This is a genomic window from Paenibacillus algorifonticola, from assembly GCF_000971975.1.
GTDB classification, from domain to species: Bacteria; Bacillota; Bacilli; order Paenibacillales; family Paenibacillaceae; genus Pristimantibacillus; species Pristimantibacillus algorifonticola.
The window spans coordinates 166,826-187,928 of sequence record NZ_LAQO01000019.1 but is presented as its reverse complement, the minus strand read 5'-3'; the positions used below and the strand labels follow the sequence as shown (position 1 = coordinate 187,928).

General features: G+C 49.8%; 21 protein-coding genes and 1 pseudogene. 4 read left to right on the top strand and 18 right to left on the bottom strand.

Annotated features, from left to right (window positions below):
• Positions 1–285: 285 nt before the first annotated feature.
• The 11 genes and pseudogenes from WH37_RS23715 to WH37_RS23665 all read right to left on the bottom strand — a co-directional run.
• A pseudogene (locus WH37_RS23715) lies at positions 286–864 on the bottom strand (5'-3' exonuclease); the annotation flags it as partial.
• A gap of 20 nt (positions 865–884) precedes the next feature.
• Positions 885–2,120 (bottom strand): aminotransferase class I/II-fold pyridoxal phosphate-dependent enzyme, encoded by a 1,236-nt coding sequence (locus WH37_RS23710; RefSeq protein WP_046233120.1) that lies wholly within the window; start codon positions 2,118–2,120, stop codon positions 885–887.
• Between the two features lie 7 nt (positions 2,121–2,127).
• On the bottom strand, positions 2,128–2,511 hold the full coding sequence (locus tag WH37_RS23705; protein WP_046233091.1) for an arsenate reductase family protein: 384 nt from the start codon (positions 2,509–2,511) through the stop codon (positions 2,128–2,130).
• 98 nt (positions 2,512–2,609) lie between these two features.
• The gene (locus WH37_RS23700; RefSeq protein WP_231594338.1) at positions 2,610–3,578 is read right to left on the bottom strand and encodes an RluA family pseudouridine synthase; all 969 of its coding nucleotides are present in this window, start codon (positions 3,576–3,578) and stop codon (positions 2,610–2,612) included.
• Between the two features lie 17 nt (positions 3,579–3,595).
• Positions 3,596–4,168 (bottom strand): cob(I)yrinic acid a,c-diamide adenosyltransferase, encoded by a 573-nt coding sequence (locus WH37_RS23695; RefSeq protein WP_046233090.1) that lies wholly within the window; start codon positions 4,166–4,168, stop codon positions 3,596–3,598.
• Between the two features lie 217 nt (positions 4,169–4,385).
• Positions 4,386–5,603, bottom strand: a complete 1,218-nt coding sequence (locus WH37_RS23690) for an aminotransferase class I/II-fold pyridoxal phosphate-dependent enzyme (RefSeq protein ID WP_046233089.1) — start codon at positions 5,601–5,603, stop codon at positions 4,386–4,388.
• Positions 5,604–5,615: 12 nt separating this feature from the next.
• The gene (locus WH37_RS23685) at positions 5,616–6,107 is read right to left on the bottom strand and encodes an Lrp/AsnC family transcriptional regulator (RefSeq protein WP_046233088.1); all 492 of its coding nucleotides are present in this window, start codon (positions 6,105–6,107) and stop codon (positions 5,616–5,618) included.
• Between the two features lie 97 nt (positions 6,108–6,204).
• Complete coding sequence (locus WH37_RS23680; protein WP_046233087.1) at positions 6,205–6,612, bottom strand: spore coat protein; 408 nt, start codon at positions 6,610–6,612, stop codon at positions 6,205–6,207.
• A 39-nt stretch (positions 6,613–6,651) separates the two neighbouring features.
• The gene (locus WH37_RS23675; protein ID WP_046233086.1) at positions 6,652–6,876 is read right to left on the bottom strand and encodes a hypothetical protein; all 225 of its coding nucleotides are present in this window, start codon (positions 6,874–6,876) and stop codon (positions 6,652–6,654) included.
• Between the two features lie 229 nt (positions 6,877–7,105).
• Complete coding sequence (locus WH37_RS23670; RefSeq protein WP_046233085.1) at positions 7,106–7,771, bottom strand: hypothetical protein; 666 nt, start codon at positions 7,769–7,771, stop codon at positions 7,106–7,108.
• Positions 7,746–8,339: a hypothetical protein gene (locus tag WH37_RS23665; RefSeq protein WP_052737170.1), complete on the bottom strand. Its 594-nt coding sequence runs from the start codon at positions 8,337–8,339 to the stop codon at positions 7,746–7,748. Before WH37_RS23665 ends, WH37_RS23670 begins: the two co-directional genes overlap by 26 nt.
• Before the next feature lie 379 nt (positions 8,340–8,718).
• Between WH37_RS23665 and WH37_RS23660 the strand changes: the two genes are divergently transcribed.
• Positions 8,719–9,843: a CotH kinase family protein gene (locus WH37_RS23660; protein WP_046233084.1), complete on the top strand. Its 1,125-nt coding sequence runs from the start codon at positions 8,719–8,721 to the stop codon at positions 9,841–9,843.
• Positions 9,844–9,865: 22 nt separating this feature from the next.
• Here WH37_RS23660 and cysK read toward each other — a convergent pair whose 3' ends face one another.
• From cysK to WH37_RS23635, 5 genes are all read right to left on the bottom strand, one after another.
• A complete protein-coding gene (gene cysK, locus WH37_RS23655) occupies positions 9,866–10,783 on the bottom strand; it encodes a cysteine synthase A (protein WP_046233083.1) in 918 nt (305 codons plus the stop codon).
• A gap of 41 nt (positions 10,784–10,824) precedes the next feature.
• A complete protein-coding gene (locus tag WH37_RS23650; protein WP_143088599.1) occupies positions 10,825–12,132 on the bottom strand; it encodes an MFS transporter in 1,308 nt (435 codons plus the stop codon).
• A 226-nt stretch (positions 12,133–12,358) separates the two neighbouring features.
• Positions 12,359–12,889: a hypothetical protein gene (locus tag WH37_RS23645; RefSeq protein WP_046233082.1), complete on the bottom strand. Its 531-nt coding sequence runs from the start codon at positions 12,887–12,889 to the stop codon at positions 12,359–12,361.
• A 115-nt stretch (positions 12,890–13,004) separates the two neighbouring features.
• On the bottom strand, positions 13,005–13,427 hold the full coding sequence (locus WH37_RS23640; RefSeq protein WP_046233081.1) for a DUF350 domain-containing protein: 423 nt from the start codon (positions 13,425–13,427) through the stop codon (positions 13,005–13,007).
• A gap of 72 nt (positions 13,428–13,499) precedes the next feature.
• Entirely contained in the window at positions 13,500–15,869 is a 2,370-nt protein-coding gene (locus tag WH37_RS23635; RefSeq protein WP_046233080.1) for an endonuclease MutS2, read from the bottom strand.
• Positions 15,870–16,069: 200 nt separating this feature from the next.
• Between WH37_RS23635 and WH37_RS23630 the strand changes: the two genes are divergently transcribed.
• On the top strand, positions 16,070–16,447 hold the full coding sequence (locus WH37_RS23630) for a phage holin family protein (protein ID WP_046233079.1): 378 nt from the start codon (positions 16,070–16,072) through the stop codon (positions 16,445–16,447).
• Between the two features lie 233 nt (positions 16,448–16,680).
• Positions 16,681–17,052, top strand: coding sequence for a cupredoxin domain-containing protein (locus WH37_RS23625; protein ID WP_046233078.1), 372 nt, complete (start codon positions 16,681–16,683; stop codon positions 17,050–17,052).
• Positions 17,053–17,166: 114 nt separating this feature from the next.
• Here WH37_RS23625 and WH37_RS23620 read toward each other — a convergent pair whose 3' ends face one another.
• Both WH37_RS23620 and WH37_RS33925 read right to left on the bottom strand, forming a co-directional pair.
• Entirely contained in the window at positions 17,167–18,201 is a 1,035-nt protein-coding gene (locus WH37_RS23620; RefSeq protein ID WP_052737169.1) for an ABC transporter substrate-binding protein, read from the bottom strand.
• Between the two features lie 91 nt (positions 18,202–18,292).
• Positions 18,293–20,122: an AraC family transcriptional regulator gene (locus tag WH37_RS33925; protein WP_052737168.1), complete on the bottom strand. Its 1,830-nt coding sequence runs from the start codon at positions 20,120–20,122 to the stop codon at positions 18,293–18,295.
• A gap of 265 nt (positions 20,123–20,387) precedes the next feature.
• Between WH37_RS33925 and WH37_RS23610 the strand changes: the two genes are divergently transcribed.
• Positions 20,388–21,068 (top strand): SDR family NAD(P)-dependent oxidoreductase, encoded by a 681-nt coding sequence (locus tag WH37_RS23610; RefSeq protein WP_046233077.1) that lies wholly within the window; start codon positions 20,388–20,390, stop codon positions 21,066–21,068.
• Positions 21,069–21,103: the final 35 nt, after the last annotated feature.

Sequence of the window (21,103 nt, the reverse complement as noted above, 5' to 3'; positions counted from 1 at the left end):
TATATGACGCCTGTTCAGTATCGCCAAGAAGCCCTTAAAAAAGTTGTCTGATTTACTGTTGACAATCCACCCCTCTCTATGATGAGTAGCGGTTATTAATCAATTATATTTTTTCTTCAGATCTCATCTTAAATAAGCATTATTATCTTAAACATTCTAAAACTATAATCCCCCCATACATTGTCATCATGCTTCTAGAAAGTTATTCCCCCTCTGACCTCAAACTGCATAAGGGATGTTATAAATCCCAATTCTATTCCCAATGAATTTTCCCAAAGTCTTCAGGTTCCCCGTCGTATCGCCCATAAGTCCCTTAACATCCACGACCTGTGCGGGAGTCAGCTGTCTTTCCTCAAGCAGCATTTCCGGATTGTATACCATATAATTGCCATGGCCTTTTTTCATAATGATAACCGATACCTGCTCATCGACGAGCTGAAGCATATCATGGTCACCTGTCAAAATATAAACATGCGACTGTCCCTTATGCTGATTCGCCAGCGTGCCGATGCAATCATCAGCTTCGTATCCAACCGTGCCAATATTTGGCACACCAAAGCTTGTAACTACTTCCTTCACTAGCTCAAACTGCGGAATCATATCCTCCGGAGCGCTTGGACGATTCGCTTTATAATTTTCGTACTGGCCGGTACGGAACGTCGTACTACCCATATCCCAGCAGCAAATAATGTGCGTAGGCTCAAACTTTTTGACCGCATCCATAAAATAGCGCACAAAGCCGTAAACCGCATTTACCGGCGTCCCGTCGCTCATTCTGCGAATCGAGCCATTATATGCCGTAGCAAAATAAGCCCGAAACAGAATCGCCATGCCATCGACCAGCAGCAATTTTTGCTCGTTCATATGCTCTCCCTCTTTCTCTTCTATGTTGTTGAACGATGATGTACTCGTGCTTTGCCGCGAATAAAACGGCCAATGCGCTCCGCTGCCTCAAGCAGCCGCGCCTCATCCACCACAAGCGCCAGACGCACATAACCTTCGCCCTCGCTGCCGAATGCTTCGCCTGGAATGACCGCTACACCCGTCTGCTCCAGCAGTTCACGAGCAATCAGACGCGACGTCCAAGGCCCATCCGGATGCGTCCACTCCATAGTCGGCAGCGCTGCCCAAATAAACATCGTCGCTTTAGGCTTCTCCACCTGCCAGCCTCCTGCACGAAGCGCGTCGATGAAAACATCGCGGCGGCGCTCATACAGTTGCCCCACTTTAGGAGGAGCTGCCTTGGACATCGCTTCTTTCAGCGCCGCAACGCCCGCCTCCTGCACGGCGGCAAAGATGCCGTAATCAATATTTTCCTTCAGCTCGCGCAGTGCGCCAACCGCTTCCCGGTTGCCTGTCACAAAGCCGATGCGGCAGCCTGCCATATTAAAGCTCTTCGATAAAGAGTGAATTTCAATCGCGCGTTCCATCGCCCCATTGGCAGAAAGAATGCTAGGAGGCTCAAAGCCGTCAAATGCCATTTCAGAATAGGCCGCATCGTTAATAACGAGCACATCGTATTTGCGAGCCTTCTCCAGCACCTTGTCAAACAGCGCCATATCCGCTACAGCAGATACCGGATTCCCTGGATAATTGAGCAAAATAAACCGGGCACGACGCCATTCCTCTTCCGTGATGGCCTCCACATCTGGCAGAAATCCACCCGCTGCCGTCAGCGGATAAAAAATCGGCTTTACGCCGGCAATCGCCAGCGAGCCCGCATAAATCGGATAACCCGGGTTCGGCAGCAGCACCTCGTCCCCCGCGTTGCAGATCGCCATCGCCAAATGGGCCAGCCCATCCTGCGAGCCCATTAAAGAAAGCATTTCCGCCTCTGCATCTACCTGCACGCCAAAGCGAAACGCCATCCACTCTGCTGCCGTTTTGCGAAAAGCGTCACTGCCCCGCGTGCCCATATAGCCATACTGATTCGGGCGAAGCGCAGCAGCGCCAAGTGCTTGCATGACGGCATCTGAAGGCGGCTTGTCCGGACTGCCGATATCTAAATCAATCACATCCATGCCTGAAGCTCTAGCATGCTTCTTCCACTGAATGACCTCGGCAAAAATGGAGGAGCCGAGCTCGTCCAGCCGATTGGAACGCCACTTTCCTGTTGTCATACTGCGCTCACCCATTCCATTCCTGTTCATATTGCTCTTCTTTAAAACCAACCGTTGCTTTAGTGCCATCCGTCGCAATCGGGCGTTTGATCAGCATGCCGTTCGAAGCCAGCAAGGCAAGCTGCTCCTCCTCGCTCATGGAAGCAAGCTTGTCCTTCAGCCCAAGCTCGCGATATACGTCGCCAGAGGTGTTGAAAAACTTTTTCAGCTCCAGTCCGCTGAGCTTGACCAGCTCTTTGAGCTGCTCCGCCGTCGGCGTCTCCTCCACAATATGCCTCAGCTCCAGCTTATTGCCTTTCGCCTGCAGCGATTTCACCGCATTGCGGCACGTTCCGCATTTGGGATATTGATAGACGGTAATCGTCCCCGCTTGCCATGTATTTGCACTCATTAACGTTCTCCTCCGTAGCTTGAACCATTGATATAATGGGCGACTTAGTCGCATCTTGTTCCATTTATTTATATAGGTGCTGCTGGCTCGCTTCCTTGCTATTGCTCCAGCAATTGCTTCAGCCGCTTTAGCTGCTCTGGCAGCTCGGCGCGCCACTCCATCCATTGCCCCGTCATCGGATGCGTCAAGCCCAGCATCTCCGCATGCAGAGCCTGCCTGCCAGCTGTTTGCTCCCATGCTGCGCAAAGCTCGCCCGCTTCTGGCGGCAGCCCATACATGGCATCGCCTATCAACGGGCAGCCGATATATTTCATATGCACGCGAATTTGATGCGTGCGTCCCGTCTCCAGCCGCAGCCGAACGAGCGATGCAGCGCCATCCCCGTACTCCGCCGCAACCTCATAATGCGTAACCGAAGGATAGCCTTCTGGCGTCACAATACGGACATGCGGCGAATCCGGATCACGGTCAATCGGCGCATTAATCGTACCTGCCCGCTCGGGCGGAACACCATACACGAAAGCCGCGTAGCGCTTCGTAATGGCATCTGCCTGAAGCTGGTCGGATAATTGCTGGTGTATATACGGACTCTTCGCAATGACAACAAGTCCGGATGTATCCTCATCCAAGCGATTTACCGGGCGGAAACGGACCTTCTCGCCACGTTCCCGCCAATGATACACAACCCCATTGGCGAGCGTCCCTGTATAATGCCCATGCGTCGGATGCACAACAATGCCTGGCGGTTTATTGAGAATGAGCAAATGCTCATCCTCATACACAATTTGCAGCGGGATCGGCTCCGGCAAAATATCTTCCGACGTCTCTTTCTCCATCCGAATACGAATGATATCCCCTTCCGCAACAGTCGCGGTCGTGTAGACACGCTGCTCATTGACCGTAATGCCATGCTCCGTCAGCTTGACCCGCGACAGCAGGCTGCGCGATACGCCCAGCTTGCGCTCTACTAAGGCGCGCACCGACAGCCCCGCATCCTCCGCCTGCACGACGACGATCAGCGGCTTATAATAATTAGCATCCATATCCATTATTCCATCGGTGTTCATAAAATCGCCCGCATCCATTATTTTTTCCGTTTCCGGAATACTTCCTTGCTTCTAATATATTCGGTATCCGGCACGCCGAGCTTGGCGTTCGCCACACGTGCAGCCGCAAAAAAGAAATCCGACAGGCGGTTCAAATATTTCGTCACCTCGGGGTTAGCGGGATGATCCGCAGCCAGTGTCACGACGCGGCGCTCAGCCCGTCGGCATACGGTGCGGCATACGTGCAGCAGCGACGACAACGGACTTCCCCCAGGCAGAATAAACCGAGTAATTTCCGGCGCCTCCGTAATGTATACGTCAATGATCTGCTCCAGCCGCTCTGCCGGTTCCGGCGTCACTTTAAGCGGTGCTCCCGGCCTTGCATAAGCAAGGTCAGATCCGCAATCGAACAGCTCCTGCTGAATATCGACCAGCAGCGCTGCCATCTCCGCGAGCTGCTCATGCTGCGCAGCTTCCGCAGCCGCCTGCCCAACGAAGCAGTTCAGCTCATCAATCGTGCCATAGGCTTCCACCCGAATATCATCCTTGCGGACACGTCCGCCAATTAATGCCGTTTCTCCACTATCTCCCGTACGCGTATATAATCTCATGGCTCAACCTTGCCCCTCTCATCACACTGCCGTCTGCTTTTAAAAAGCTACTATACACTATACCATAAACGGCCACCTCTGCCGAAGCCTTCTCCAGAGAAATCTGCCCGCGTGCAGCACAAAAAAGGCGGTATTCCAGCTCGAACTGGAATGCCGCCTATTGCTCAAAAATAGCCAGTTAAAAATACTAAAGAACATTGCTCTTTGAATTTCCCGTTTAGCCCTGCTTCAGTTTATGGACAAAGCCGCCAATGCGATCCAGCGCTTCAGCCAAGTTCGAAACCGAGGTTGCATAGGAGCAACGCAAATGCCCTTCACCGCCGAGGCCAAACACATCGCCTGGAACAGCTGCTACGCCGCCTTCCTCAAGCAGGCGTTCGGCAAATTTCTCAGATGTAAGCCCAGTCGCCTTAACCGACGGAAACGCATAAAACGCTCCCTCCGGCTCATGACATTCCAGCCCGATATCGCGAAAGCCCTTCACAACAAGGCGGCGACGCTGATTGTAAGCATCGACCATCCGGTCTTTCTCTTCCAATCCTCTGGTCAACGCTTCTACACCAGCATATTGCGCCATTGCCGGAGCGCACATGACTGTATATTGGTGAATTTTCAGCATCGCAGCAATGAGATCAGGATGTCCGCAAGCATAGCCAAGCCGCCAGCCCGTCATAGCGAATGCCTTCGAGAAGCCGCTGACGAGAATGGTACGATCCCGCATGCCCGGCATCGCCGAGAAGCTGCAATGCTTCGTTCCGTAAGTAAGCTCGGCATAAATTTCATCTGAGATGACAATCAGATCGTTATCCTCGACCACCTTGGCAATCGGCAGCCAGTCCTCATAGGTCATAATGCCGCCCGTCGGATTGCTCGGATAACATAAAATCAATACCTTGGAACGCGGAGTAATAGCAGCCTGTAGCGATTCAGCCTTAAGCTTGAACTTTTCTTCAGCAAAAGTCTCAATGCCAACGGGAACACCGCCGCCAAGCGCAGTTATAGGAGAATAGGAAATATAGCAAGGTTCAGGAATTAAAATTTCATCGCCTGGCACAATTAGTGCCCGCAGCGCCAAATCAATCGCTTCACTTCCGCCAACGGTTACGAGAATTTCACTGGCCGGATCATATGGCGTCTGGAATTGGTCATTTAAATATTGGCCGATCGCTTCGCGCAGAGCAGGCAGGCCCGCATTGGACGTATACTGCGTCTTGCCTCTTTCCAGCGAATAAACAGCCGCTTCACGAACATGCCATGGCGTAATAAAATCCGGCTCGCCAACGCCAAGAGTAATGACATCTTTACGGGTATTGACCAAATCAAAAAAACGACGAATACCCGATGGTTTAATATTTTGGACAGAAGGGGTCAAATAGTCAGTCATCGCTTGACGCTTCACCTTCGTCCGTACCAGCTCTTCCTCTTCTTTAATCATCACATTCACCTCTTACGGTGAAATCATCAAACGATCGTCACCTTCATGCTCCTCGAAGATAATTCCATCCTGTTTATATTTTTTCAAAATAAAGTTCGTCTTTGTGGATAATACAGCATCGATCGGGGACAGCTTATTCGATACGAAGGAGGCAACCTCCTTCAAGTTTTTCCCTTCAATCTCAACGAGCAGATCGTAGGCTCCGGACATCAAATAAACGGATTTCACTTCCGGATATAAGTAAATGCGCTCGGCAATACCTTCGAAGCCACGTCCGCGCTCAGGTGTAATTTGCACCTCAATCAGCGCCGTTACCTTCTCGTCATCTACCTTGCTCCAGTTCACGATAGTCGCGTATTTTACAATAATATGATTATGTTCAAGCTCGGCTATTGCCTGCTTTACTTCCTCAGCGGGAGCACCTAGCAAAGTGGCGATTAAATCCGCATCACGTCTGGCGTCTTCCTTGAGCAGCTCCAATACTTTGAGTTGCAATTCGTTCATCATATACTCCTTCCAGCAAACCTGAAGTTATTAACCTTCATATTACAACGAATCCGGGCTTCCTGCAAAGAAAAAAACAAAAGACCCCGAAGGGTCTTTACATGTAATAGGGCTGATGGGAATTTTGCTGGTTGTGCTGTTGCTGCTGCTGCACCATATGGCCATAGCCCGCTTGCATACCCTGAGGCTGGCCGCCCATACGCTGCTGCAAAAACTGCGACGTTTTTTGCTGCGTTTGCTGGTATTCCTTTAACTGCTTGTCGATCTCCTGTCTGAGCACAGGGGATGCGGGATTGTACATGTTTAGCGACTGCATGACTTGATACAGTTCGCCTTGCATTTTCAGCGTGCTGCTCAGCAGGTTGGTAAACATTTGGCGAATATCAGGACAAGCCGCCTCCGTCGCCGCCGTTGCATATTCGCGGGTTACGCGTTTCAAATCACTAAGTACGGTGTAAGCCAGATCCTCTTCCGGCAAAATCGATTGCGCATACTGCTGTTGCATCTCTTTTTCCTCCTTATGTCTCGTTGCTGAGTTTGATCCTTACTGCTGAGGCTGTGTAGGCGCCATGCTTTGATGCTGCTGAAGCGTGTGCAGCAGCGTCTGATAATGCTGCTGATGCGTATGCAGCATTTGCGAGCACATTTGGCGAAGCTGCTGGTTGCTTGCTCCGACAGAAACGGCTGTGCATTGCTTGATCAACAAGTCCTCGTTGGACATCGAATCTGCGACATACTCCAGTTCTTTTGCAGTCATTGGCTGTAGCATTTAAATTCCTCCTCCTGAACCTTCGTTTGATTGATAAAGCGGCAGAGCATGCTTCCTTGCTCTGAATGACTGACTTCATGTCAACCTTTACGTATTATGGATCACTCTCCCAATAATTATGTATGGCTGCTTTTTCCAAATAAACAAACCAAAAATGCCTATTTCCTTATCGCAAGGTTAATAGGCATTTTCACCTTCAATTTACAGCTTTGTGGAGGCTAGTGTGACTTTAAGGAAGATGCACCGTTTTCACATGGTCAAAATGGAGAAATACCGAGGCTCCGTTCGCTGTGGACAGCTCAAGCATCCTTTGGTCAATCGCTTTGAGGACACCGGTTTTATGGGAATTCTCGCCCAAATCAAGCACAACGAACTCACCCATCAGCTTGCGCAGCTGCTGATCGAATGTTCGGGACAATGTGACTGGCGAAGGCCTTAACGGGAACTGCTCGGGGGTCAGCATATACGGCGTGACGTTGGGATTGTAAGGAATCAAATATTTCAGATGGTGCAGAGACACCATAACGGTGTGGTAAATCGGGGAATAAAACACGAAGTAATCATTCATAACCGTCGTTACGTAGCCATGGATCGATTGATTTCCAGTAATGTACAGCTCCGAAAACATCCCCTTGGCGTTCATCAAAATTTTACGGTACGATACCGTTTCATTATAAGCCTCGAAGGGCAGCTCCGGCACCTCGAATGGCTCAAATTTGCTATTGGACAGACGCAGCTGCTGCAAATGAATGAGCGGCACATAAACAAACTGCATACCGGTATGCAGCACTAAAATATCCTGACCGAATTCAATCAGCTTGCCGCGAATGGGGGCAAACTTTCCCGATATGTCCAACTCAACTTGCTGGTCAAACAGCGGATGGCGATTTTTCATATAATCTATCTCCTTTCTGCCGATTTACTTTTAAAGGAAGAACGGGCTTCGGCAGCATGTGCCTAGCTCGGTTTTCAACTAGGCTTCTGTTGCTGTTGCCACCGCTGCGGTTTCCGCCGGAACGGTCGCCACGGGAAGTGTTTTGTCCAAGAGGCTTAATTGTTTTAATGTGTAACAATTGAATTTGAACAACTTCACGATTTACGACCAACAACAAGGATGTGTTGCCAACTTCGGCGATAAAGCCTTCGATTTTCTCCGGGCCGCCCCAGTTGATTTGCACAAATTTATGGTTGAGCGCACGGATTACGCCGACAAAGCTGGAAGCTTTAATATAGTCTGGCTTGCAGCCTCCGCTCTTGTTGCTAGGGAAATCGGTAATGCTTTTCACATGACTCGTGCTGACGTAGACGATGCCTTCTTTGGTCCAAAGCACCAAATAGTCGTTTTTCACGGCAACAAGCGTGCCTTGAAGGGATTCTGGTCCACCGCGGTTGATTTTCACATATTGTCCGACTAAACCTTCAAGAAATGTTTTAGTGCCATTGCTTTTCGAGCTGTTCTCCACCTACATAGTTGCAGCAATAATTCTTATTAAAATCCCTCCAAATGTTTAATTAGCCTCGCTAGATTTACATCCAAACCTTAACGATATTGACCTTGTCCCTGCTATTGCATGGCCGTGTTGGTTGAGTAAGCGAGCATCCCTCCTGCGCTTGATGCCGTTCATCTGTCATGGGAGACGATTTATAATACATTTATATGTATCCCTCATATAAGAGGTACTAGATTAATAACTATTTATTTCCGATATAAGCAAATAACTAGAAAAAGATTCATAGAATTGCTGCGTCAGCAGTAGCAAAACACCCTGCGGCGGAATAAGGTAAATCAGCAAAAGCCTATCTGAGGACGGTAGGCTGATCTGCCTGCAGGAGGTGGAACTGATGGCAACCCATTCGCTGCCGATTCGAGAAATTACGATTGAGCCTGATCATATGCTGGAGCTTCAGGAAGATTCCTGGAGCCATGTTTTCCAGCCGGTTCAGTTCAATATGAACGGCAAATCAATGGAAGCATCGTTTGGCTATCGCGGTGGCCATACGAGGAACTATTTTAAAAAATCTTATGAAGTGAGAACGAAGTCGGGATTGACGCTGCATTGGAACGCCGAGTTCGATGACCCGTCTATGATACGCAATGCGCTATCCTTCCAGTTTTTCAATCAGATTGGCGTGCCTTCGCCGCATACCCGGCATATTTTGCTCGTCATCAATGGCGTATCGCAAGGCGTCTATTTGGAGATTGAGTCTGTTGATCCAAGATTTTTCCGCAAAAGAGGCATCAGCTGCCGCTCCATAATTTATGCGGTCAATGACAGCGCGAACTTCAGCTTGATTGATCCCATTACGGAGCGCAGAAAAGCTTCCCTCTTTGACGGCTATGAGCTAGTTACAGGGCCTGCATTGGCGCAGCTGCGCCTTATTCGGTTCGTCGGCGGCTTGAATCGCAAACGCAACACCCGCTTGCAGTGGAACACTTGGACCGCAAAGCGGCTCGATGTCAATCAATATTTGCTATGGCTGGCCGGCGCCGTGCTGACGGGAAACTATGATGGCTTCGATCAGAACTATGCGTTGTATGAGCATGCGAAAACGGATAAATTCCGGATTATCCCTTGGGATTATGAAGGTACCTGGGGAAGAAATTGCTACGGCAAGCCGTGCGGAAGCGGTCTGGTGCGGATAGAAGGGTATAACACATTAACTAGGAAGTTATTAGCCATTCCGGCCTACAAACGCAAATACCGCTCCATCCTGATCCGGCTGCTGCAAACAGCATTTACGGAGGAACAGGTGGAGCGGAACGTTAAAGCTTTATACAGCAAGCTGACGCCGGCGATTCAAGAGGATTATACCCGAAAAAGCAGCTTTAATACGTATTTGAGCGAGCCCGCATTCATTTTGAACTATGTAAAGGAAAAGCGGTTGATCGTCAAGGATGCGTTAAAAAATTGGAAGCATACAGAGAAGGCCGCAAGCGTAGCTGGCCTTAAAGTTAAGATTCATTAAAGAAGCGAGGTAGCCATTTTTCTTAAAATAAATTCATGCTCAAATACCGTTCACCTGTGTCCGGCGCCATGCACAGCACTCTGCTGCCAGCTCCCAGACGGCGCGCCACCTGAAAAGCGGCCCATACGGCAGCGCCGGAAGATGGACCGAGCAGCAGCCCTTCCTGACGCGCAAGCGAGCGCATCATATCTATGGCATCATCGTCCGCCGCTTGGATGATCTCATCATAGATGGATACGTTCAAAATTGCAGGTACAAAGCCGGGACTTGTCCCCACCAGCTTATGTGGCCCTGGCTCTCCACCGGACAGTACAGGCGAGCCCATAGGCTCCACAACAGCAATATGTAAATTCGGAAGTACGGCTTTCAGCGTCTCGCCTGTTCCCGTAATGGTACCGCCAGTTCCCGAGCAGGCGACAAAAGCATCAAGACGCCCTTCCATCTGCTGCAAGATCTCCATTGCTGTCGTGCCGCGGTGGGCGTCAGGATTTGCTTGATTTTCAAACTGATTGGGAATAAAGCTGTCCGGAATGTTTTCCGCAAGCTCGCGCGCCTTCGCAATAGCGCCAGGCATCCGCTGCGCCGCTGGTGTCAAAACAACCTCCGCACCATAGCCGCGCAGCAGCTTAATACGCTCCTCCGACATATTATCCGGCATGATGAGAATGAGCTTGTAGCCTTTTGCCGCCGCTCCCATTGCCAGTCCAATACCGGTATTTCCACTCGTCGGCTCTATAATAGTAGAACCCGGCTTAATGGCGCCGCTCAGCTCCCCAGCCTGAATCAAGGAAGCCGCTGCGCGGTCCTTGACGCTGCCGCTCGGATTGAAATATTCCAGCTTGACGAAAACATCTCCGCAGCCTTCCTCCGCCAGACGATTCAGCTTCACAACAGGCGTTTCGCCCACTAAATCAATGATGCTTGATACGATTTTCGGCATTTCTGTTACTCCTCCTGCTCCCATCAATCATAAAGTTCAAATCATACTGTTTCTTTATCCAGCAATGGCCTCATGAGCCACCAGCCAATAATCGGCACAGAGCCTACAATGAACAGCAGCCAAACGACTGCCAGCGGGGAATTATTTTGCGTAAGCACAATCAAATATCCGGTAAGCCCCAGCACTCGACCGAACGTCAGCCCCGCTTCCCGCAATACGATATATTCTTCTCGTTCACCCCCGCCTGTCTGCGATTCCCCTATTAAATCGAACACCCTTGACGTCATCGGTATAATGTAAAGCGGCATAAAGATTGATGTTCCAATACCAAACAACAATAAAGTCGTAAAATTGACATTATAGAACAACGGCAATATGACCAGACCATTCATAATCGTTCCGATCAGCATCGCCCGTTTGCGATTGCGCGAGGACAGTCTTTTGCCAACTAGCCAGAAGCTAATTAGCGCTACAAAAGAGGTAATCAGCGTAAAGCTGCCCAGCTTGGCCTCATTTTGCGTCGCGATATAGACCGTCAAGCCGACCAAAAACAGAAATACGCCTTCCCGCACCCCTTGGGCCACGACGGCTGGCAGCACTCTGCGCCAAGGATTGCCGGGGACGGCAAGCTGCTGGAAGCCATGGCGCCAGTTATAACGCCTGCCCTCCTGCTTGCGTTTCTTGAGCCAGAAGCTTAGTACAACAGCCAAGCCTAATATGACAAGAGATGCGCTGAAAATAATTTGATAGCCGCGCTCGCCGCGCATTGAGGTAATGAGCAGTCCCGATACCCATGGCGCCAAAATACCCGCTCCCGAGCCAAGCAGCCCGGACCAGCCATTAAAGCGGTCGCGATTGTCCGGCTCGGTAATTTCAAAATATATGACATCAAATGCGACCCAAAATAAACCAAGCGCTATGCCATTCAATATACCAAGCGGAATGATAAAGCTCGCCGCCTGACGGCCCAGCAACAGCACCGTGAAATAAAAAGCCCCCGACAGCACGATGCCTGTGCGGAGACTGTTCATTTTATTATATTCCTTAACCCATTTTCCCGCTAGCCAAAAGGTAATACCGCATGTTAAATATTGGCTCATCGTAAACCAGCCGACCAGCATATACGAGGAGCTCGCTTTCCATAAATAGATGGGAACGAACGTCCCGGACAGCGCCAGCGCAATGCCAAACAACGCTTGTACAGCGAGCAGCAGTATCGCCTGCTTATCTAACACCCCACCTGTCGGCTCCCTCCTCAGCAGTGTCTGCCGACCGAAAGGCCCCATTGGCATCTGTGTTTTTGCACCGGAACCAGAACCAGACCTAAAGCCACCCTTGTCCTGTCTCATCTTCGTACCCCTTCCCCGGCAGCAAAACCCGACATACCTTTCAACCTGGCTTCCTGCCCCGCATTTGTTTAAGTAGTCATACGTTTCCCTACTTGCGTCTCACCCATGCCGCTGTGATTGCTGCCATTTAAAGGTTAAGGAAAATTCGGGGTGTAATAAAAAAGCCGGAGCGAGTGCAGCAACCTTTAGCATACAGGTCACCGACAACTTCTCCGGCTATATTTCTTTATTCTTCAGAAGCAAGTGCCCGCAGCATACGCTCACGGTCATTTCCGCTCAATTGGGTAGCGGTATGGAAGCATGACGGACATACATACAGCTTCAGCTCAAAGGGTGGTTGCAGCAGCGGCTGGCCCAATGCAGGATGCAGCGTCGGCTCAAACGAGCCTGCTGGGATGGTCTGCTTGCCTGCTTCCAGCATATATTCCCGGCAAGAAGGGCATTCAGGCGCTTCCTCCTGCTCATTAATGATTTGCTGCACTTTGCCTTGCGCGCCAATCCAGTCGCGATGCGTTCTGCGGAAGCCTTCATCTGACTCATCCCAATCGCTAAGCGCCCCCTGACTGCTGCCGTCCTCTTGTTCCCATTCCGGCTCTTCCCGCTCATCTTCCTCATCCCGATCATTATCGACGCCGAACTGCAGCGTGCGGTAGCCATCCAACTCATTTTCGCAATGCGGACAATGCTTCTCGGGACCGATTTCCTCATCCCATACAATTTCCGTCAAACACCACGGACATACAACTTGCTCTTCCATGCTTGATTGCCCCCAATTTAATTGTTAATTACGTAATAAACCCCGATGCTAAAAAAAACAATGGCGAGTGTCAGCAATGTTCCCCATAAATATTTCATGTCGATCCTCCTGCATTCTAGCTCACAATGGCACCGCCAATGACATACGAAAGTGAAACGGAAATAATCATAGCAATCAAGCCAACAGCCCGGTTGTCCCGCTCGATTTCATCATCGATACGAAATACAGGCGTTAAAAACTCAAATAGGAAATAAGCGCCCAGCAAAATAAGGAAACCGAATGCACCCCAAATCATGCTTTGGTAAATGGAATCATTCGCTTCAATCGAAAATCTGAAAATATTGCATATGCCGAAAATTTTACCGCCCGTCGCCATCGCTACAGCAACGTTGCCGTTCTTAATTTCTTTCCAGCAATTGTAGCGGGTAACGACTTCGAACACCCATAAAAAAACAAGAAGCGAAAGCACCACGATGGATATATAAAGCAGCATTGCCAAATAGGAATTGTCAAGCAGCACATCGACCGCATTGCTCATGGCGTTACCCTCCTTTAACCGAATCGCGAAAATCATTTTATGGCTGCGGCACGGTCGCCGCAGCGCGCCTAGTTAGTTAAGCTCAGCAACCGTAACACCGGCTCCGCCTTCACCATAGTTGCCCAAGCGGTATTTTTTCACATGGCTGTGCTTGCGCAAATATTGCTGTATGCCTGATCGCAGCACGCCTGTGCCATGTCCATGAATAATATAAACCTGACCGATGCCGGAGAGGAAAGATTCATCGAGAAATTGATCAACCTCCATGAGTGCTTCCTCTAAATTCGAGCCTCTGAGGTCAAGCTCCATCTTCACATTTTCATCTCTGGAGCGTTTCACGCTGGCTGCCTGCTTAGGCTGCTGCTTCAGCGGGGCAGCTGGCTTGATTAGCTCCATGTCGGCCATCGCTACCTTCATCTTCATAATGCCGAGCTGCACGGTTGCATCCGTTCCGTGCACCTCGACGATAAGCCCCTTCTGATTCAAGCTGTAGACCATAACCTCGTCTCCAGCTTCGATTTTGCGGGCTGCCTTCTGTTGTCCGGCGTTTGAAGGACGATTCTGCTTCTTATGCAGCTCAGGCACCGCTTCATCCAGCTTGCGGCGGGCTTCAATGAGCTTATGCTCCTTGACAGAAGCGCCTTCCTCCAAAGCCAGCTTCCGCAGATCCGAAATTATCTTTTCGGCTTCCTGACGCGCTTTTGCAACCGCATCGCGCGCTTCCTCCTGTGCCTTCTCAAGCATTTTGTCGCGCTGCTCCTCGAACTTGCGCAGCTCTGCCTCATGCCGTCCACGCTGCTTCTCCATATCCTGCCTCAGCGACTGCGCCGTCTGGCGCTCGCTTTCCGCATTCAATCGGTCAGCTTCGAGCGAAGCGATCATATTTTCAACACGCTGATCCTCTTCGCTGACTTCGCCGCGCGCATGATCTATGATCGTTTTGCTCAGGCCAAGCCTCTCTGCAATCGCAAAGGCGTTGCTTCGGCCTGGAACCCCTACTAGCAAACGGTAAGTCGGGCTGAGCGTGGCAATATCAAATTCCATGCTTGCGTTGATGACCCCTTTGCGGTTGTAAGCATACGCTTTAAGCTCGCTGTAGTGGGTCGTCGCAATAATGCGGCTGCCTAAGCTATGAATATGCTCCAGCATCGCAATCGCCAGCGCCGAGCCTTCTGCCGGGTCGGTGCCTGCGCCTAGCTCATCGAGCAGGACCAGGCTTTTCGCCGTCATGGATTTCAAAATGCGAATAATATTGACCAAATGGCTGGAAAACGTACTAAGGCTCTGCTCAATGCTTTGCTCATCCCCGATATCGGCATAAATAGCGTCAAACACACAAAGCTGGCTGCCGTCCTCTACCGGAACGAATAAACCGGACATGCTCATCAAGCTGAGCAAACCTACCGTTTTGAGTGAGACGGTTTTACCTCCTGTATTCGGTCCCGTTACGATAATGGCTGTGTACGTATTGCCAAGCTCGACATCAATGGGAACGATTTTGTCCGCAGCAATGAGCGGGTGACGTCCTCTTTTGATTTTCAGAAAGCCCCGATCATTCATGCGCGGCAGCGTAGCCTTCATCTCATGTCCAAGTCGCGCCTTTGCAAAAGCAAAATCCAACTTGCCGAGCAGCTCCTGATTATACAATAAATCCTCTACATGCTCAGCCGCTTTGGCCGTCAGCATTTGCAAAATTTTCTCGATTTCACGCAGTTCCGCCGCTCTCAGCTCACGCAGCTTGTTGTTCATGACAACCGTCGCTTCCGGCTCAATAAACAGCGTAGCGCCCGAGCCAGACTGGTCATGCACAATGCCGCCAAAATGCGAGCGGTATTCCTGCTTCACCGGAATGACATAACGGTCGCTGCGCAGCGTAATAATGGCGTCCTGGAGCATTTTCTGCACCGAGGAAGAACGGATCATTTGCTCCAGCTTCTCACGGATGCGCGATTCGCCTCCGCGAAGCTCCCTGCGAATCGAAGCGAGCTGGACGCTCGCGCTATCCATAACCTCACCCTGATCGTCAATGCAATCAAAAATCGCATCCTCAAGCTCCTTATGCTCGCTGAGCTGGTCAGACGTTTCATGCAGCAAAGGAATCGGATCATCATCATGAAGATTTTCCAGATGCCGCTTAACCCGCCTAGCCCCTCTGGACGTCGAGGCAATTTCCATCAGCTCCACCGGATTCAGCGTGCCGCCAATACGCGATCTGTGCAGCGAGCTGCTGATGTTGGTGATGCCGCCAAACGGCGGATTGCCCTTAAGACGGTCTGCCTTATAAGCCTCGTCTGTCGCTTGAAGCATCAGCTTAACCGTTTCCAAATCGGAGCTTGGCGCAAGCTCTTCCGCTTCCGCTTTGCCGAGCGATGTCGCTGCGTGCTGTGTCAATTTATGTATAATTTTGTGAAATTCAAGTGTTGTTAATATTTTACTATCCAAACGTAACACTCCTCTCGCCCTTATATTATAGCCGAATCGGCGCTTTGATGCACGACATGACGTTACCTTCCATACATGTTCCGGCGAAAACTGGCTACAATACGAAGGAATCACAATATCCAGCCTGGTCGACATGTAAAATCCGTTGATAATCACAGGCCGTAATGAAGGATTTCAAATCATTTGAGGAGGTAGTATACATGAGCTTTCTAGGGCATGTTGTTCGGTTCATCGTAGCAGCTCTTGTGTTAATGCTGGTGGGCTTGATTGTGCCACAGTTCAGCGTAGGCGGTTTTTGGAGCGCCTTAATGCTGGCTATCGTCATTGCCGTGCTGGGCTGGATTATCGAAGCGATCTTTGGCAAAAAGGTTACACCGTTTGGTCGGGGCATCGTCGGCTTCGTCGCCAGCGCCATCGTTATCTGGCTTGCCCAATTCATCGTCGGCGGCGTTTCGGTCACTTGGCTGGGTGCCATTCTGGCTGCGCTCGTTATCGGGATTATCGACTTGTTCATTCCCGTCAGCACGCCGTATGAAGCCGGACGCTCCGATAACAACCGCCGCAGCAGCGATCATTAATTAACCGCCATGCGTCGTTAACGAAAAGCCGATTAATGATCAGCCCTTGCCTGTCGCTCCTTGAGTGATGGACAAGGGCTTTTTCATTAAGCCATTCAACAATTTGTCACCTTCTGATGCTGTCAGTTTGGGAAAATTGGGTTACAATAAAAACGATGCGAAAAAAATTCCGATCTTGAAGTATGTAATGTAATCTCATCAACAGATTGTAAGCAGAAAGGGAGCCGAACAAGATGAAAAAGTGGATTTATCTTGCTGCCGTGGTGTGCTTCGTTGCAATCATTGCCGCGTGCGGGACAAGCGGAGGAACGAGCGAGGCGGGCGGCGTTATAGATACAGATGCCAGTGCAGCCGAAGTCGTTGTCAAAGCAAAAAGTTGGGAATTTGAGCAAGCCGAATACAAAATCAAGCAGGGCGAAGCCATTAACCTCAAGCTTGAATCAACGGATGGCGTCCATGGCATCCAGGTTACCAAAACCGATATTACGATTCCAAACAATAAATCCAAAACCATTTCGCTGAAAGCCGGCGAATACACTATTGTATGCAATGTGCCATGCGGCACAGGCCATACTAAAATGCAAGCGAAGCTTATTGTTGAATAAATTTGTATGGATTCAAGCTATTTGAATCCAACATCCAGCCGCCGGACGCTCATCTTTGTTTGAGTACCGGCGGTTTTTGTTGTTTGTGAAGGAACGCTAGCCATTCATGCGTAATTATTCGCCAGGTTTGTGATCGATAAGCGTTTGTTTCAAAGTATCGATCTGGCCAACAATAGAAATCGGATCGAAATAAAAATACGTCTTATAATCAACAGGAATCAAGTTGCCATTTTTCACAGCAGGCAGACTTTTCCAAATTTGTCCATCTGTCAATTCCTTGAACTGTTCCTCCGTTGTTTCTGTGTAGGTGGACAAGAAAATATAATCTGTGTTCGCGAGCTCAGCCAGCTTTTCTTCCGATATTTCCACGTACTGTGCTCCGTTGTCAATGACGTTTTCCTGCACCCAATCTGGGGCCTTGAACTTGAGGGCATTGTAGATCACTTCTCCACCGCGGCCGTAATTATCGCCTAGAACCGCAAGCGTCTTTCCGTCTACCTCAAGCAGGACTGCTGTCGCTCCTGGCTTAACCACGTCCTTCAGCTGATTTCTTGCTTTTTCCGCTTTGTTTTCGTACTCTGCCAGCCATGCATCCGCTTCTTTGCTTTTGTTCAGCAGTGCTCCCATTTGCTTCACTTCTTCACGAACGTTTTTTGTTGAGCCGTACTCGATAAACAACGTCGGCGCAATCTGAGCAAATTTATCGTAATTATCGGCAAGTGTATCGTTAATAACGATCAGATCAGGCTCCATTTCCAGCACTTTCTCCGGGGAAGCTGGGGATCCGATGTCAGTTATAGCGGCTTCCTGCTCCTTCAGGAACGGGCTGCCCATCCACCACTCTTTGCTCCCTCCAATAGGCTGAATGCCAAGAGCAAGCAGCGTACCATGATAGTAACCGGCAATGACTCGCTTCGGATTAAGCGGAAGCTCAATATCTCCCTTGATTGTCTTGACGGTTTTTGTCGCAGGCTCGTCTGCTTGAGCCCCGTTGTCGCTTGGCGTTTCTGAAGCGGCAGTCGACGGAGCCGTCGTATTGGACGAACTTGGCGTATTCGAAATCGAATTACCGCCACACGCGCTAAGGATTAACATGACGCACATGAGCGGACCGATAGATGCGGAAATTTTTTTTGCCAAAACCAACATTGAAACAGCCTCCTAATTGAAATTGATTATCATTCGATCAAATGATAACAATTCTCGGCAGCTAACGTCCATACACAATCATGACGAAAAATCAGTCCGAATGTGCGGACAATAACCTTACAATCTCCTCAAGCTGATATTCCAAGGACAACGTGTCATAGCCATAAAACACCTCGCGGTTCGGCGTGTAAATGCGGCCCTTCCGGACGGCTTCAAGCTTGTGCCATGCATCGGTATTCATCCAGGTCCGCTGATTCGGAAGCCATTGCGAGCCGTAGTCGAACAAGATGAGATGGTCTGCAGAAAATGTAGGCAGCTCCTCTGCAGAGAACGCTTTGTTTGGGATATTCCTGTCTATCAGCTCGCGGCTAACGCTTGCAGGAGGTTTGAGCCCTAGCTCCTCGTATAGTAGAATGCCTCCCATGCTCGTGGATCGGCCATAAACGTAGAGCTTGTCGGACACGATCTTAATTATAGCTACGGTCTCGTCACGCCCGATGAAAGAGGTCAATTGTCGTTTCCCTTCAACTAATTTCTGCTCGAATCGGGTTATCCAAGCTTCTGCCTCACGCAGCTTCCCAACTGCCTCTGCCAGCAGGAAAAACGGCTCGCGCCAGTTGTCGTCCAAATCAGGTATTTCGCACACGGAGCTAATTTCTCGAAGACGCTCCGAATGTGCTGTTTGCTCCCTCGCCAAAATGAGGTCGGGACTTGCCTGAGCCAGCTTTCGAAGTGATTCTTTGCTCATGTCTCCCACCACTTCAAGTACAGTTAAGTCTATACGCTTGGCATGTGCTTCCTTCATCCACGGCTCAATTAGGCCTAGCGCAGGAACGACACCTAACGTCAACATGCACGAGGCCGCGTAGGAAGACAACGCTGCGTATACTTTCGGCTTGGCTCGGTAGGATGACGGCGCCAGCCCGGTAATTTGTTTAAACTTACGGCTGAAATAATATTCGCTTTGAAAACCACTCAGCTTAGCTATCTCGCCTATACTCCTCAACGGAGAAAGCTGAAGCAGTTCTTGGGATTTTCGAATTCTCATCCGGCACAAATAATCTAAGAAGCTTTGGCCCGTTTCCTGCTTGAACACACGGGAGAAATATTCCGGGCTGATGCCAATCATCGCCGCAAGCCGATCTCGCGTCAGTTTTTCCTGGTAATGGTCGCGAATATATTGGACGACGTTGTCTATCCAACGACCCCCATTTTCTTCATCAGCCTGTACAGATTGTTTATTAAACACTAAGCTCAGCAATTGATAAAATATAAGCTGGCTTCTAAGCGAATTATGCTGGCTATTCAGGGATGCCGCTTCATGCAGCTCTGCTCCCAGCTGTAAAGCGCGCTCTGGGGCAAGGAGCGGTATCTCCCCACCCATCCAATGCGCATCGGCTACCCGGCCATACACACCTTCGCTTTCTAAGCGGCCTGCAGCATCAATCGGGGCAATCGTGATAAAGGTTATCCGATCCAGCTGCAGCGTCTCTTCATAAGGATTGTTGACGTGCATGCCGCTACCCGCCGGGCAATAGAAAGCCGTTCCTGCCTTGAGAAAAAATTTACTTCCGCCCATCTGAATCTCACCGCGCCCCTCGCGAACGAGCAGCAACATGTCTGTGCTGGTAACATTCCATTCCCTAGGTGATTGAGGCGCATAAGCGAAGGCATTGATTTCTTGAAAAACGAACGTTACCGAAGTCACGACGCTCCCAACGCTCAACTGTCCTTGTACGGAAAGGGTCGTTCGATTCCGCAGCTCCGCCTTGACTCTCGATACTTCCTCACTGCTCAGCGCTCCAAGATATTTCTCCGTTCGATGCTTCCTCCGTCCCAATTCGTCGCGGTATGTTGAAACGATCCGAAAGTATTCGTAAGTTTTTCCGTTTTTGCTAATCGTTTGTTTTTTAAGAAACATAATCCGGCTCCTTATACTCCATATTTTAGGGACTACCTGAGGGACTAACTTTACTTTATCATATTTGATGAACTTCTAAATCATCGCAATGTATTCATGACTTTTTCGATAATGGACTGAAATATCATTTTTCTTTTGCTACCCTGTAAGAAAAATTGATAACTGCCGCACTTTCACTTCCCGCTTCCCTTTGATAAGATGGTCATTATAGCTAAAAGTTAGCGCTTACGGTGTTTATCTCGCAAAAGCCGGAGGGAGAGATACGATGAGCCTTTTAAATGGGCGTGTGGCAATTGTAAGCGGCGCAGGCAGCGGGCTCGGAAGGGCCGCTTCTCTATCGTTCGCAAAAGAAGGCGCAGAGGTCGTGTTGCTTGGCCGTCGATTGAACAAGCTCGAAGAAACATTTGAGGCGATTAAGGAAGCTACCGGACGGGAAGCGCTTGTTATACCTACGGATGTCACCGACGAACAGCAAATTAAGCAAGCCGTTATTCTGGCTGTGGACAAATGGGGCAAAATTGACATTTTGCTCAATAATGCCGCTGTGCTGGAGTCTGGACATGTCATTGAGCTGACTTCTGAAAACTGGCATACGCAGGTCGCTACAAATTTGACAGGACCCTTTTTTTTATCCAGAGCTGTCATTCCATATATGCGTAAAGAACGTTATGGACGCATCATTAACATTACATCGGGCCTTTCCTGGAACGGTGCAGGAGGTTATGGCGCTTACAGTGCAGCCAAAGCTGGCCTTGAGTCGCTAACCCGGACACTCGCTGATGAAGAACATGAATATGGTATTCTCATTAATTTATACAATCCTGGCACGCTTCGCACCGAAATGCATGCCACGGGCAAGGACCCGGCAGTCGTCACACCAGATTTGCTGCGTCTCGCAAGCCTTCCTCGCGGCGGCCCAACAGGCAGTACGGTCAGCTATGGATAATCAGATGATCCGCTCTATAAAAATCCCTTGAATAA